The organism is Streptococcus mitis subsp. hohhotensis (assembly GCF_020089495.2).
In the GTDB taxonomy this organism is placed as follows: Bacteria; Bacillota; Bacilli; order Lactobacillales; family Streptococcaceae; genus Streptococcus; species Streptococcus hohhotensis.
In genome coordinates this window covers 25,985-41,071 of sequence record NZ_JAIRCA020000012.1, presented here as the reverse complement: position 1 = coordinate 41,071, position 15,087 = coordinate 25,985, and the positions used below count along the sequence as shown (strand labels likewise).

Sequence of the window (15,087 nt, the reverse complement as noted above, 5' to 3'; positions counted from 1 at the left end):
AATGAAAGGGGTAACAAATGTATTTAGGAGATTTGATGGAAAAGGCCGAATCTGGCCAATTTTCAATCCTTTCCTTTCTATTACAAGAGTCTCAGACGACCGTCAAGGCTGTAATGGAGGAAACAGGATTTTCAAAAGCAACCCTAACTAAATATGTCACCCTGCTCAATGACAAGGCTTTGGACAGTGGCTTAGATCTGATTATTCATTTAGAAGATGAAAATCTGCGTCTATCAATCGGTGCAACTACCAAGGGAAGAGATATTCGGAGCTTGTTTTTGGAAAATGCTGTTAAACATCAGATTTTGGTCTATCTTCTCTACCACCAACAGTTTTTAGCTCATCAGCTGGCTCAAGAATTGATGATTAGCGAGGCTACACTTGGTCGTCACTTAGCTAGCTTAAATCAGATTTTGTCAGAATTTGATTTATCCGTCCAAAATGGACGTTGGCGAGGTCCAGAGCATCAGATTCGCTATTTCTATTTCTGCCTTTTCCGCAAGGTTTGGTCCAGTCAGGAATGGGAAGGCCATATGCAGAAACCAGAGAGAAAACAGGAGATTGCTACACTAGAAGAAATCTGCGGTGCAAGTTTGTCTTCGGGTCAGAAATTGGACTTGGTTCTCTGGGCTCATATCAGTCAACAACGTCTTCGGGTCAATGCCTGCCAGTTTCAAGTGATAGAAGAGAAAATGCGAGGGTATTTTGACAATATTTTCTACCTTCGTTTGCTGAAAAAGGCCTCGTCTTTTTTTGCTGGGCAACACCTTCCTCTAGGGACTGAAGATGGTGAGATGATGATATTCTTCTCTTTCCTCCTATCTCATCGCATTCTTCCTCTTCATACTATGGAGTATATTCTTGGATTTGGAGGGCAGTTAGCCGATTTGCTGACGCAATTGATTCAAGAAATGAAGAAGGAGGAGTTGCTGGGTGATTATACAGAGGATCATGTTACCTATGAACTCAGTCAGCTTTGTGCTCAAGTCTATCTATACAAGGGCTATATTTTACAAGATTGCTACAAGTACCAGTTAGAAAATCGTCATCCCTATTTCCTAATGGAACATGATTTTAAGGGAACGGCAGAGGAGATTTTTCATGCCTTGCCTGCCTTTCAACAGGGGACGGATTTGGATAAGAAAATTCTCTGGGAATGGCTCCAGTTAATCGAATATATGGCTGAAAATGGTGGCCAGCATATGCGGATTGGTCTAGATTTGACATCTGGTTTTCTTGTCTTTTCAAGGATGGCAGCCATTTTGAAACGGTATTTGGAATACAATCGTTTTATTACCATTGAAGCCTATGACCGAACTCGACATTATGATTTGCTGGTTACCAATAACCCGATTCATAGGAAGGAACAAACACCAGTCTATTATTTAAAAAATGACTTGGATATGGAAGATTTGGTGGCTATTCGTCAGTTATTATTCACTTAAAAGGCTTGGTTGTTCCAGGTCTTTTTTGTGAAATTCACACAATCTCCTCACATTTTTTTAAAAATTAAAAAAAGTTGATGAACAAGAAAGCGCTTTATTTTGTATACTAGTTAGTGTAAAGAGGAAACATCCTCAAGATCTTTATCAGGAGGACAGCACATGTCACAAGAAAAATACATTATGTCCATTGACCAGGGAACTACAAGTTCTCGTGCCATCATTTTCAACAAAAAAGGGGAAAAGGTTAGCTCGAGTCAAAAAGAGTTTACTCAGATTTTCCCTCAGGCAGGTTGGGTTGAGCACAATGCCAATGAAATTTGGAACTCTGTTCAGTCAGTTATTGCTGGAGCTTTCATCGAAAGTGGTGTCAAGCCAAATCAAATCGAAGCAATCGGGATTACCAACCAGCGTGAAACAACTGTTGTCTGGGATAAGAAAACAGGACTTCCTATCTACAACGCTATTGTTTGGCAATCACGTCAGACAGCTCCTTTGGCTGAGCAACTAAAAAGTCAAGGTTATGTGGAAAAATTCCATGAAAAGACTGGTTTGATCATCGATGCTTACTTCTCTGCTACCAAGGTTCGTTGGATTTTGGACCATGTAGAAGGCGCTCAAGAACGAGCTGAAAAAGGAGAATTGCTCTTTGGTACGATTGATACTTGGTTGGTTTGGAAATTGACTGACGGTGCGGCTCACGTGACGGATTACTCAAATGCAGCCCGTACTATGCTTTATAACATTAAAGAACTCAAATGGGATGATGAGATTTTGGAAATCCTCAACATTCCTAAGGCTATGCTTCCGGAAGTTCGTTCTAACTCTGAAATCTACGGCAAGACAGCTCCATTCCATTTCTACGGTGGAGAAGTGCCAATCTCAGGTATGGCTGGTGACCAACAGGCAGCCCTCTTTGGACAGTTAGCCTTTGAACCTGGTATGGTTAAGAATACTTATGGAACAGGTTCTTTCATCATCATGAACACTGGGGAAGAGATGCAGTTGTCTGAAAACAACCTCTTGACAACGATTGGTTATGGAATCAACGGCAAGGTTTACTATGCCTTGGAAGGTTCAATCTTCATCGCAGGAAGTGCTATTCAGTGGCTTCGTGACGGTCTTCGCATGGTTGAAAATTCACCAGAATCTGAAAAATACGCTCGTGATTCTCACAACAATGATGAAGTTTATGTCGTTCCAGCCTTTACAGGTCTAGGTGCTCCATACTGGAACCAAAACGCTCGCGGTTCTGTCTTTGGCTTAACTCGTGGAACAACTAAAGAAGACTTTATCAAGGCGACTTTGCAATCTATCGCTTATCAGGTGCGTGATATCATCGACACCATGCAAGTGGATGCGCAGACAGCTATCCAAGTCTTGAAAGTAGACGGTGGTGCAGCTATGAACAATTTCCTCATGCAGTTCCAAGCTGACATTTTGGGAATCGATATCGCACGCGCCAAAAACTTGGAAACAACAGCTCTAGGAGCAGCCTTCCTAGCAGGTTTGTCAGTTGGTTACTGGAAAGACTTGGATGAGTTGAAGCTCTTGAATGAGACTGGGGAACTTTTTGAGCCATCTATGAACGAATCTCGCAAGGAACAACTCTACAAGGGCTGGAAGAAAGCTGTGAAAGCGACTCAAGTCTTTGCGGAAGTAGATGACTAATATTGGAAGAATAAAGCGACTCAGTTAGAAAGTGTGTAAATATGGAATTTTCAAAGAAAACACGGGAATTATCAATTAAAAAAATGCAGGAACGTACCCTGGACCTCTTGATTATCGGTGGAGGAATCACAGGGGCTGGTGTAGCTTTGCAGGCTGCAGCCAGTGGTCTTGATACTGGTTTGATTGAAATGCAGGACTTCGCAGAAGGAACATCCAGCCGTTCAACTAAATTGGTTCACGGAGGACTACGTTACCTTAAGCAATTTGATGTAGAAGTGGTATCAGATACGGTTTCTGAACGTGCAGTGGTTCAACAAATCGCACCACACATTCCAAAACCGGACCCAATGCTCTTGCCAGTTTACGATGAAGATGGAGCGACCTTTAGCCTCTTCCGTCTCAAAGTAGCCATGGATTTGTACGACCTTTTGGCAGGGGTTAACAATACGCCAGCTGCTAACAAGGTCTTGAGCAAGGAAGAAGTCTTGGAACGTCAACCAAACTTGAAGAAAGAAGGCTTGGTAGGAGGTGGGGTTTACCTTGACTTCCGTAACAACGATGCGCGTCTCGTGATTGAAAACATCAAACGTGCCAACCAAGACGGTGCCCTCATTGCCAACCACGTTAAAGCAGAAGGCTTCCTCTTTGACGAAAGTGGCAAGATTACAGGTGTCGTAGCTCGTGATTTGTTGACATACCAAGTCTTTGAAATCAAGGCCCGTCTGGTTATTAACACAACAGGTCCTTGGAGTGACAAAGTACGCAATTTATCTAATAAGGGAACACAATTCTCACAAATGCGTCCAACTAAGGGAGTTCACTTGGTAGTGGATTCAAGCAAGATAAAGGTGTCACAGCCAGTTTACTTTGACACAGGTTTGGGTGATGGCCGTATGGTCTTTGTTCTCCCACGTGAAAACAAGACTTACTTTGGTACAACAGACACAGACTATACAGGTGATTTAGAACATCCAAAAGTAACTCAAGAAGATGTTGATTACTTACTTGGTATTGTAAACAACCGCTTCCCAGAAGCAAATATTACTGTTCAAGATATTGAAAGTAGCTGGGCAGGTCTTCGTCCATTGATTGCAGGCAATAGCGCTTCTGACTACAATGGAGGAAATAACGGAACCATCAGTGATGAAAGCTTTAACAACTTGATTGCGACTGTTGAATCTTATCTCTCTAAAGAAAAAACGCGTGAAGATGTTGAGGCTGCTGTCAGCAAGCTTGAAAGCAGTACTTCTGAGAAACATTTGGATCCATCTGCAGTTTCACGTGGTTCTAGCTTGGATCGTGATGACAATGGTCTCTTGACCCTTGCTGGTGGTAAAATCACAGATTACCGTAAGATGGCTGAAGGAGCTATGGAACGCGTGGTTGAAATCCTCAAAGCAGAATTTGACCGTAGCTTTAAACTCATCAATTCTAAGACTTACCCTGTTTCAGGTGGAGAATTGAACCCAGCAAATGTGGACTCAGAAATTGAAGCTTTTGCTCAACTTGGAGTGTCACGTGGTTTGGATAGCAAGGAAGCTCACTATCTCGCAAATCTATACGGTTCAAATGCACCGAAGGTATTTGCCCTTGCCCACAGCTTGGAACAAGCGCCAGGACTCAGCTTGGCAGACACCTTGTCTCTGCATTATGCAATGCGCAATGAGTTGGCTCTTAGCCCAGTTGACTTCCTCCTTCGTCGTACCAACCATATGCTCTTTATGCGTGATAGTTTGGATAGCATCGTTGAGCCAGTTTTGGATGAAATGGGACGATTCTATGACTGGTCAGAAGAAGAAAAAGCAGTCTACCGTGCGGATGTCGAAGCAGCTCTCGCTAACAACGATTTAGCAGAATTAAAAAATTAAGAAAAAATAAAAGAGGTGGAGGGCAGGACTCCTAGTCTACCCTCTCCTCCTTTTTAATGGAGACAGAAAGATGATGAATGAATTATTTGGAGAATTTTTGGGGACTTTAATCCTGATTCTTCTAGGAAATGGTGTTGTTGCAGGTGTGGTTCTTCCAAAAACCAAGAGCAACAGTTCAGGTTGGATTGTGATTACTATGGGTTGGGGGATTGCAGTTGCGGTTGCAGTATTTGTATCTGGCAAGCTCAGTCCAGCTCATTTAAACCCAGCTGTGACCATTGGTGTGGCCTTGAAAGGTGGTTTGCCTTGGGCATCAGTATTCCCTTATATCCTAGCTCAGTTCGTAGGGGCTATGCTCGGTCAGATTTTGGTTTGGTTGCAATTCAAACCGCATTATGAGGCAGAAGAAAATGCAGGTAATATCCTGGCAACTTTCAGTACCGGGCCAGCCATCAAGGATACAGTTTCTAACTTGATCAGTGAAATCCTTGGAACCTTTGTTTTGGTCTTGACAATCTTTGCTTTGGGTCTTTATGACCTTCAAGCAGGAATCGGAACATTTGCGGTGGGGACTTTGATTGTCGGTATCGGTCTATCACTAGGTGGGACAACAGGTTATGCCTTGAACCCTGCACGTGACCTTGGACCTCGTATCATGCACAGTATCCTTCCAATTTCAAACAAGGGAGACGGAGATTGGTCTTACGCTTGGATTCCTGTTGTGGGACCTGTTATCGGTGCAGCCTTGGCCGTGCTTGTATTCTCACTTTTCTAGTTTATACTCAATGAAAATCAAAGAGCAAACTAGGAAACTAGCCGCAGGTTGCTCAAAACAATGTTTTGAGGTTGCAGATAAGACTGACGAAGTCAGTCACATATATACGGCAAGGCGACGTTGACGCGGTTTGAATTTAATTTTCGAAGAGTATTAGAAAACAATTATGTTGATAGAGCTTAGGCAAAAACCCAATTTCAGCAAAAAATAAAGTAAATCTTCTCACAATAAAACGCATAGTATCAAGTTTTTTCAACACCTGATACTATGCGCTTTTCTTATCGTTAAGATTTTTTCTCCAGTCACTTTTTTCGATTGAAGATGTAAGTGTTTTAGTAACTAATTTCTTAGTACTAGCCAACAACGATAATCATAATTCCTCCTAAAATTAGGAATAATAAAGGCAAAAGTTTTTGCTTTTTCATGTGAAATACCTCACTTTTATTTTCTTCTATTTTATGCTAAAATATTAAAAATTAAAAACTATTCCCATATATGCTTATTGGAGAGATGCTATGAAAAAATTTGGAGAAATTTTTAAAAAGTTTCGAGAATCGAGAGGGTTTCGCTTAAAAGATGTCGAAAAAGCTGGTATATCAACATCACAGCTCTCACGTTTTGAAAAGGGAGAAACTGATTTAACCATTTCAAAATTTATGGCTATTTTGGATGAAATTAACATGCCTATTGATGAATTTATGTATGCTGTTCATGATTTTCATCGTGATGAACTGAACGAACTCTTATCAAAGGTTAGGCATTTTGTATCAAATCATGATGTTGATGGGTTGAAAAAACTACTTTATTCTCAGATGGAGTCAGATTCTAAACAAGAGAAATTTCATAAGCTTAACATTATTTTATTAAAAATTCGTTTACAAGATTTATCTGGAGAAGCTTATTATTCTGGTGATGATTTATCTTATTTAACTGACTATCTCTTTAGTGTTGAATATTGGGGATACTATGAATTATTGATTTTTTCAAATACTTTAGATGTCCTAAAACACGATGTCTTCATGCTTTTGGCTAGAGAGATGTCTAGACGTTCTGATTTTTATAAAGAAATTCCTAATAATAGACGACTGATTTCATCTATGCTATTGAACGGGTATATCACATGTATTGAAAGAGGAAAATTTCTTGATGCTTTGTATTTTGAAAAACGACTAAACCAATGCTTTTTCACTGAAACTGAAATTTATGAGCGATTGGTATTTCAGTATGCCCAATATCTATATCGCTATAAAAAAGAGATGGATTGTAAAGCAATTATTGAAATGAGGAAGTGTATTGGAGCAATGAAATTAGCGGGAAGTAACCATTTGGCAAAGAATTATGAAAGGCACTTAGAAAAAATTTTAGCAAGTAAAAAGTAATACGCAGATATGGGAAAGGAAGTATCTCGAAATAATATTTTGGTAGAATTGTCTTTAGAAATTTCAATTACGGTTGTTTTATCAGTTCATTGTATTTGAGCGATAGGATTTTTCGAAGTTGTCACCATAATTATGAATTTTGAGGTATTTAATATGCAAGTTCTATCTCCATATATTTTAAGAAAGAAAAGTGAAACAGGAGAATTATTTTTCAATAGTAAAAATAATCATTCTTTTTTCATTACAAATGATTTACAAGATGTTATGGAAAATGATTTAGAGATTAAGGAACAATATGAAAATTATTTGAATAAGTATAATTATTTTCAAGAAGAAAATGAATTCGAGAATACAATAGATTATGTTAGAAATAGTGAAACGGAGACGTTAGAATTTACAATTTTAACACATGGAGACTGTAATTTTAGATGTAAATATTGTTATGAAAAATTTGAAAATATAAAAATGAGTAGAGAAACAGAGATTGCGATAGTTGAATTTACAGAAAAACTATTATCTGAATCTATGTTTAAATCTTTACATGTATCATGGTTTGGAGGAGAGCCTTTATTGGGACTAAAAACGATAAAGAATCTTTCAGAAAAGTTTATTAGTATTTGCTCTCAAAATGGACTTGATTATTCTGCTAGTATAACAACTAATGGATATTTACTTAATGAACGAATGATTCATCAGTTGATTTTAGACTATAGAGTTAGTAATTTTCAGATAACAATTGACGGAGATGAGGAAAGTCATAATTTTCAAAGAGTGTTGCGTAATGGAAAGGGATCATATATCAAGATACTCGAGAATATCAAAGGTTTACAAAATTCAAATTTGAATTTTTATTGTAATTTAAGATTTAATATATCGAAAGAAAATTTTAATAATGTTAAGATTTTTTTAGATTCAGATGGGAAATATTTTAAGCATGATAAACGATTTAGATTTTATTTTTATAATGTAGGTAGTTGGGGTTGTGGGGAGCGTGCCCAAAATTATAAAGTGACATTACCTAATTCAGATGCTAGTTTTGAATTATCAAAGTTTGCCATAAAAAAAGGTTATAATGTTCCTGCTGCTAGAAGTATAATAACAAATTTGTTCAACTGTTATGCAAATAGAAAAAATCACTATACAATTAATGTAAAGGGTGTGATTCAAACTTGTACGGTCGCCTTGTATTCTAAATCTAATATATTTGGAAGTGTACATAGTAAGTTTAATCAAGAAAAGTTTGATAAATGGCACTTAAACATGGATTCAGATTGTAAGCAGTGTCCTATTGCTTTAATTTGTAAATCAGGATTTTGTCCGCCAAAACATAGAAGTAATAAGCAAAGAACATTATGCAATCAAATAAAAAAGAAAATTGATAAAAATCTAGAATTATTTATGTTAAATAAGGAATATTGTGATTATCTTGATGCAATAAGAGAGGGGGTGAAAAGATGATTGTAATTGAAAATAAGAGTACTACTCAACTTGATACACTTGTATTCCGTGATCATTATTGCGATGAAGATGGAAATGAGTTTTAGATTGATTTTTAAAATATAAATCGAAATTTAGTTAGTCTAGTTCAGGAGGTAGTCACTCTTAATAAACAGCATCATATATAGGTTAATTAAATTATTGTATAGTCTCAGTTGGAGTTAATTTATTTATAACTTTTAGACTGAGGCTTTTATATCTATTCGCTTTCTTTTAGATAGGCTTATTTATGAAATTTCTAAAATACATTAAAACTAATATTTTTATCTATTTTTTAATAGGAGTGCTTTTGAATAGCGGAATGGCTCTAATAAAGCCATTGTTATTGGATAAGCTATTGAATATTCGTGAAGAGCAACTTACAATTGGTACAATTTCATACTTTGTTTTATATGGCCTGTGTTTACACCTGTTTTTTTATAGCACGATGTTGCTAGCAAATTTTGTCAGTAATAATCTGCAGCGTCATCTGCAAATTCGGTTAAAAGATCAGCTTATTAAGAAACTATTTTTGAAAGAAAACGTTGTATATGATGAAAAAGTTTCAATTGTTACACAAGATATGGAACTGCTCTATAATCGCTTCTTTTTACCCCTGGATATGATAGTTGGAAGAGTTTTTATACTTTGTACAACGATTGTTTTTATTTTGGTGCAAAATTTTTGGCTTGGTCTTGTTTTTATCGTGTTTTCTTTTCTTCGACCATTACCTCAATGGGTAATGAATAATCGTTTAATGAAAAGTGGTGCAAATTTTTCGGAAATGCAAAAAGCTTTTCATCTATCTGTAGGAGATTTTTTTAAGGGAGCAGATACGATATATTTTTATGGTGCTAGTAAAGAAAACTTTGCTAAGATGAGAAAAAACAACGAGTGTTACGAGAATGCTCGTTGGAAAAATGAATGGACTAGTAATGTCGTTTATTTTTTCAATGGTCCTTTAGAATTCCTTAGTCAGGTACTACCTCTTGCACTTGGTCTTTTATTACAAAAGAGTGGTATAGAGTTAACAACAGCTAGTTTGGTCTCTATGTATATAGCTACAATGAATCTTAGCGGACCTATTCAAAGAATTATGTATAGCATATCTGATATACAGCGATCGCAAACAGTGAAAGAAAAAATATTTTCATTATTGGAAGAATCTTGTTTAGAAACATCATATCCGACAGTCGAATCTTTAGCTGAGCTAGTTTTGGAGGGCGTTTCAAAACAGGTTGGAGAGCAAGTGCTCTTTTATGATTTGTCACTTAGACTAACTAAGCCAAGTAAAGTTTTAATAAAGGGAGCTAGTGGTACCGGAAAGTCAACTCTCCTACAATTGGTAGCAGGAAAGATAAGTCCGAATAGTGGTAGAATTATCGTACGTGATAAATCAGGTCGAGAATTTACTCATTATCAAGGGAATATCGCTTATATCTCTCAGAATCCATTTTTCAGACATGGGACAATCCGAGAAAATTTAACATTAGGACAGGAGATTTCAGATAAAGAATTACTCTGTTGCCTAGAACAAGTTGGTTTAACGAATGAAATCACCAATATCTTGGATTATCAACTGGTAAATAATGGAGAAAACATTTCAGGTGGACAACGTTTACGACTTGAATTAGTTCGCTGTCTGCTTCGACAAAAAGACATTGTGTTGGCGGATGAGGTCACATCATCCTTAGACAAGGACAATGCATATCAAGTGCGCCAGTTACTTTTGCAGTTGCCTATCATTTTGATTGAAGTTGCTCATCATATTGATTCAGAAACGGTTTATAATCAAGTAATTGATTTGGGAAAATATAGAATAAAATAAATAGACTTGTTCGGCATCTTGCTAGATATAATATATATGTATATTATGTATTGTTTTAGCTGATTTAAAGATGTGAAAACTAAAAACTATGGCTAAGTTGGAATGTTAAAAATTCAATTTCTGACCACCTAATCTTGTGTCAAATAGTTATCAAACAAAGTCTAGTCTACCATTTATCAGTTAAATATTTTTATGTTATGGGAGCGTTACATGTCTAATTCATTTATTAAGTTGTTAGTCTCTCAATTGTTTGCAAATTTAGCAGATATTTTCTTTAGAGTAACAATCATTGCGAACATATACATTATTTCAAAATCAGTAATTGCCACATCACTAGTTCCCATTTTAATAGGGGTATCCTCTTTTGTTGCGAGTCTTTTAGTTCCTTTAGTTACTAAAAGACTAGCGCTAAATAGGGTTTTATCTTTATCCCAATTTGGAAAGACTATATTATTGGCGATACTGGTAGGAATGTTTACCGTAATGCAATCAGTAGCGCCTTTGGGGACCTATCTATTTGTTGTTGCAATTTCCATATTAGATGGTTTTGCAGCACCTGTTTCCTATGCTATTGTGCCACGCTATGCGACCGATTTGGGCAAGGCTAACTCAGCCTTATCAATGAGTGGTGAAGCTGTTCAATTGGTGGGTTGGGGATTAGGTGGACTCTTGTTTGCAACAATTGGTCTCTTACCTACCACGTTTATCATTTTAATCTTGTATATCATTTCTAGCTTTCTGATGTTATTTCTTCCTAACGCTGAAGTGGAGGTGTTAGATTCAGAAACTAATCTTGAAATTTTACTCAAAGGTTGGAAGTTAGTTGCTAGAGATCCTAGATTAAGACTTTTTGTATCAGCAAATTTATTGGAAATTTTCTCAAATACGATTTGGGTTTCTTCTATCATACTTGTCTTTGTAACTGAGCTATTAAATGAAACGGAAAGTTACTGGGGATATTCTAATACAGCATACTCTATCGGGATTATAATTAGTGGCTTAATTGCTTTTAGGCTATCTGAAAAGTTTCTTGCTGCTAAATGGGAAAGTATTCTTTTTCCTCTTGTAGCCATGGCAATAGTGACACTGACTATTCTATATTTTCCAAATGCACAGATGTTTTTAGTATTTTCAGCTCTAGTTGGTATGTTATCGCAACTAAAAGAAGTTCCTGAAAGTGTGTTTCTTCAGGAAACAGTAGAGGAAAATCATTTGGTTAATGTCTATTCCGTTCTTGAAGTGATTTCGACATTAGCATTTTCAGTATTTGTTTTGCTAATGAGCTATATTACTGAGAGTTTTGGTATTAGCATCAGTTTTTGGCTATCAGCCATTTGTCTGATGATAGAAGCTATTTTAATTTATATCAGACGAGATTATTTTAAATAAGAGACTGGTTAAAAAGTCTTGAAAAATTAGAAAAGCGCATAGTATCAGGTGTTGATGAAAAAACTTGATATTGTGCGTTTTATTATGGAAAGATTTACCTCATTTTCTGCTGAAATTGAGTTTTGAAGCAGGATCACTCTATTTGAAATATACATAGAAAAACCGCATAATTCTTAAAATAAACTGAAATCTACTGAAAATCTACGGTAAACAATTGAAAAACTAGTCTATAAAGTGGTACAATAGTAGAAAAATACTATAGTAAGAGTCTATCTTATTTAGCAAAAATTACAGAAATGAATGGTTTTTCTTGATGAAACAGAGAAAAGAATTGTACCTCTTTCTTGGTCGGACAGCCTTGTATTTTCTTATCTTTCTGGGGCTGCTTTACTTCTTTAGCTATCTTGGCCAGGGTCAAGGAAGCTTTATCTATAATGAATTTTAACTTGAAGGAGAATTCCTATTGTGTCAAATAAACCAATAGTAGATATGATTGAAACCATAGAGCATTTTGCTCAGACACAGCCTAGCTATCCTGTTTACAATGTTTTGGGGCAGGAACACACTTATGGAGATTTAAAGGCTGATTCGGATAGTTTGGCTGCAGCCATTGACCAACTAGGCTTGCCTGAGAAGTCTCCTGTGGTTGTTTTTGGTGGTCAAGAATATGAAATGTTGGCAACTTTTGTAGCCTTGACTAAGTCAGGTCATGCCTACATTCCAATTGATAGCCATTCGGCTTTGGAGCGAGTTTCAGCTATTTTAGAAGTGGCAGAGCCAAGCTTGATTATTGCCATTTCAGACTTTCCATTAGAGCAGGTTTCTACGCCAATGATGACTCTAGCTCAGGTTCAAGAAGCCTTTGCTCAAGGAACTAGCTATGAGATCACGCATCCAGTCAAGGGCGATGATAACTACTACATTATCTTTACTTCTGGTACGACTGGTAAGCCAAAGGGAGTGCAGATTTCCCATGATAACCTCCTCAGCTTTACCAACTGGATGATTACGGACAAGGAATTTGCGACGCCAAGTCGTCCGCAAATGCTGGCTCAGCCACCTTATTCATTTGACCTGTCCGTCATGTACTGGGCGCCAACCTTGGCATTAGGTGGTACGCTTTTTGCTCTTCCTTCAGCCATTACTCAGGACTTTAAGCAACTTTTTGCGACCATCTTTTCATTGCCAATTGCTATCTGGACCTCAACCCCTTCTTTTGCAGATATGGCCATGTTGTCAGAAGACTTTAATAGCGAGAAAATGCCTGGCATCACGCATTTCTACTTTGATGGCGAAGAATTGACGGTTAAAACAGCTCAAAAACTGCGCGAGCGTTTCCCAAATGCCCGTATTATCAATGCCTACGGCCCAACAGAAGCGACAGTGGCTCTGTCAGCTGTTGCTGTGACAGATGAGATGCTAGCGACTCTCAAACGTCTACCAATCGGCTATACCAAGGCTGATTCTCCAACCTTTATCATTGACGAGGACGGAAATAAATTGCCAAATGGCGAACAGGGAGAAATCATTGTTTCTGGACCAGCCGTTTCAAAAGGTTATATGAACAATCCTGAAAAAACGGCAGAAGCCTTCTTTGAGTTTGAAGGTCTACCAGCCTACCATACAGGAGATGTGGGAACTATGACAGATGAAGGCTTACTTCTCTACGGCGGACGCATGGACTTTCAGATTAAGTTCAACGGTTACCGCATTGAGTTAGAAGATGTCTCTCAAAACCTCAACAAGTCTCGCTATATCGAGTCTGCTGTAGCTGTGCCACGTTATAACAAGGATCACAAGGTGCAAAATCTATTGGCTTATGTCATCTTAAGAGACGGTGTGCGTGAGCAGTTTGAGCGTGATATCGATATTACCAAGGCCATCAAGAAAGATTTGACAGACATCATGATGTCCTATATGATGCCGTCTAAATTCCTTTACCGAGACAGTTTGCCATTGACTCCAAATGGGAAAATTGACATCAAAGGATTGATTAACGAGGTAAATAAGAGATGATGGAGTTCTTTCAACAGCTTCCTCATATAGAGCCATACGGCAATCCTCAGTATTTTGTCTATGTGATTGCTGCAACCTTACCCATCTTTATCGGCCTCTTTTTCAAGAAACGCTTTGCCTGGTATGAAGTGCTGGTTAGCCTCTTCTTTATCGTCACCATGTTGGTAGGTGGGAAGACCAATCAACTAGCTGCCTTGGGTATTTACCTTTGCTGGGAGATATTGCTCCTGCTTTTCTATAAGCATTATCGAAAAAGCAAGGATGGCAAGTGGGTCTTCTACTTAGTTAGTTTTCTGTCCCTACTTCCGATTATCTTTGTCAAGGTGCAACCAGCTATCAATGGAACGCAGTCTTTGCTTGGATTTTTGGGAATTTCTTACCTGACCTTTCGTTCGGTTGGGATTATCATCGAGCTGAGAGATGGAGTGATTAAGGATTTTACCTTGTGGGAATTCCTCCGCTTTCTTCTATTTATGCCGACTTTTTCAAGTGGCCCAATCGATCGCTTTAAGCGATTTAATGAAAATTATCAGGCCATTCCTGAGCGGGATGAGTTGATGGATATGCTGGATGAATCTGTTCGCTATATCATGTGGGGATTTTTGTATAAGTTTATCCTAGCTCATGTTTTAGGAGAGACCTTACTTCCTCCTCTGAAGAATCTAGCTTTGCAGTCAGGTGGCTTCTTTAATCTCTATGCCTTGGCAGTTATGTATACATTTGGTCTGGAACTTTTCTTTGACTTTGCAGGTTATTCTATGTTTGCCTTAGCCATTTCAAATTTGATGGGAATCCGTAGCCCTATCAACTTTAATAAGCCCTTTCTGTCTAGGGATTTAAAAGAGTTTTGGAATCGTTGGCATATGAGTCTCTCTTTCTGGTTCCGTGACTTTGTCTTTATGCGAATGGTCATGGTATTGACCAGAAAGAAGGTCTTTAAGAATCGCAATGTAACCTCAAGTGTGCCCTACATTGTCAATATGCTAATCATGGGATTTTGGCATGGAGTGACTTGGTACTATATCGCCTATGGACTCTTTCATGGATTAGGCTTGGTCATCAATGACGCTTGGGTTCGTAAGAAAAAAACACTCAATAAGGAACGGAAAAAAGCAGGGAAGCCTGCTCTACCTGAGAATCGCTGGATTCAGTTGCTTGGCATGGTTGTCACCTTCCATGTCGTCATGCTGTCATTCTTAATCTTTTCTGGATTCTTGAATGATTTATGGTTTAAAAAATAAAG

General features: G+C 37.8%; 11 protein-coding genes. All 11 read left to right on the top strand.

Annotation, left to right across the window (positions count from 1 at the left end):
• Nucleotides 1-17 precede the first annotated feature (17 nt).
• Nucleotides 18-1,445, top strand: coding sequence for an AcpB/EbpR/MafR family transcriptional regulator (locus tag K4Z77_RS06220; RefSeq protein WP_153193817.1), 1,428 nt, complete (start codon nt 18-20; stop codon nt 1,443-1,445).
• A gap of 159 nt (nt 1,446-1,604) precedes the next feature.
• Nucleotides 1,605-3,113, top strand: coding sequence for a glycerol kinase GlpK (gene glpK / locus K4Z77_RS06215; RefSeq protein WP_224218786.1), 1,509 nt, complete (start codon nt 1,605-1,607; stop codon nt 3,111-3,113).
• A 41-nt stretch (nt 3,114-3,154) separates the two neighbouring features.
• A complete protein-coding gene (gene glpO / locus K4Z77_RS06210) occupies nt 3,155-4,981 on the top strand; it encodes a type 1 glycerol-3-phosphate oxidase (protein ID WP_173278049.1) in 1,827 nt (608 codons plus the stop codon).
• 70 nt (nt 4,982-5,051) lie between these two features.
• Nucleotides 5,052-5,756: an MIP/aquaporin family protein gene (locus K4Z77_RS06205; protein ID WP_224218785.1), complete on the top strand. Its 705-nt coding sequence runs from the start codon at nt 5,052-5,054 to the stop codon at nt 5,754-5,756.
• Nucleotides 5,757-6,271: 515 nt separating this feature from the next.
• A complete protein-coding gene (locus tag K4Z77_RS06200; protein ID WP_000713268.1) occupies nt 6,272-7,135 on the top strand; it encodes a helix-turn-helix domain-containing protein in 864 nt (287 codons plus the stop codon).
• A gap of 153 nt (nt 7,136-7,288) precedes the next feature.
• A complete protein-coding gene (locus K4Z77_RS06195) occupies nt 7,289-8,593 on the top strand; it encodes a radical SAM protein (RefSeq protein WP_001197959.1) in 1,305 nt (434 codons plus the stop codon).
• Nucleotides 8,594-8,861: 268 nt separating this feature from the next.
• On the top strand, nt 8,862-10,439 hold the full coding sequence (locus tag K4Z77_RS06190; RefSeq protein WP_000670463.1) for an ATP-binding cassette domain-containing protein: 1,578 nt from the start codon (nt 8,862-8,864) through the stop codon (nt 10,437-10,439).
• 210 nt (nt 10,440-10,649) lie between these two features.
• Nucleotides 10,650-11,828 carry a ryptide export MFS transporter gene (locus tag K4Z77_RS06185; RefSeq protein ID WP_224218784.1) on the top strand — a complete coding sequence of 393 codons (1,179 nt, stop codon included), beginning with the start codon at nt 10,650-10,652 and terminating at the stop codon, nt 11,826-11,828.
• A 313-nt stretch (nt 11,829-12,141) separates the two neighbouring features.
• The gene (locus K4Z77_RS06180) at nt 12,142-12,273 is read left to right on the top strand and encodes a teichoic acid D-Ala incorporation-associated protein DltX (protein ID WP_000813667.1); all 132 of its coding nucleotides are present in this window, start codon (nt 12,142-12,144) and stop codon (nt 12,271-12,273) included.
• 20 nt (nt 12,274-12,293) lie between these two features.
• Complete coding sequence (gene dltA, locus K4Z77_RS06175; RefSeq protein ID WP_224218783.1) at nt 12,294-13,844, top strand: D-alanine--poly(phosphoribitol) ligase subunit DltA; 1,551 nt, start codon at nt 12,294-12,296, stop codon at nt 13,842-13,844.
• Nucleotides 13,841-15,085: a D-alanyl-lipoteichoic acid biosynthesis protein DltB gene (dltB, locus tag K4Z77_RS06170; RefSeq protein WP_224218782.1), complete on the top strand. Its 1,245-nt coding sequence runs from the start codon at nt 13,841-13,843 to the stop codon at nt 15,083-15,085. The genes dltA and dltB overlap by 4 nt, the downstream gene beginning before the upstream one ends.
• The last annotated feature ends 2 nt before the right edge of the window (nt 15,086-15,087 follow it).

Coding starts and splice junctions, on each gene's coding strand:
- glpO (WP_173278049.1), top strand. CDS start 3,155: ATGGAATTTTCAAAGAAAACACGGGAATTATCAATTAAAAAAATGCAG.
- dltB (WP_224218782.1), top strand. CDS start 13,841: ATGATGGAGTTCTTTCAACAGCTTCCTCATATAGAGCCATACGGCAAT.
- K4Z77_RS06200 (WP_000713268.1), top strand. CDS start 6,272: ATGAAAAAATTTGGAGAAATTTTTAAAAAGTTTCGAGAATCGAGAGGG.
- K4Z77_RS06195 (WP_001197959.1), top strand. CDS start 7,289: ATGCAAGTTCTATCTCCATATATTTTAAGAAAGAAAAGTGAAACAGGA.
- K4Z77_RS06180 (WP_000813667.1), top strand. CDS start 12,142: ATGAAACAGAGAAAAGAATTGTACCTCTTTCTTGGTCGGACAGCCTTG.
- K4Z77_RS06190 (WP_000670463.1), top strand. CDS start 8,862: ATGAAATTTCTAAAATACATTAAAACTAATATTTTTATCTATTTTTTA.
- K4Z77_RS06205 (WP_224218785.1), top strand. CDS start 5,052: ATGATGAATGAATTATTTGGAGAATTTTTGGGGACTTTAATCCTGATT.
- glpK (WP_224218786.1), top strand. CDS start 1,605: ATGTCACAAGAAAAATACATTATGTCCATTGACCAGGGAACTACAAGT.
- K4Z77_RS06220 (WP_153193817.1), top strand. CDS start 18: ATGTATTTAGGAGATTTGATGGAAAAGGCCGAATCTGGCCAATTTTCA.
- K4Z77_RS06185 (WP_224218784.1), top strand. CDS start 10,650: ATGTCTAATTCATTTATTAAGTTGTTAGTCTCTCAATTGTTTGCAAAT.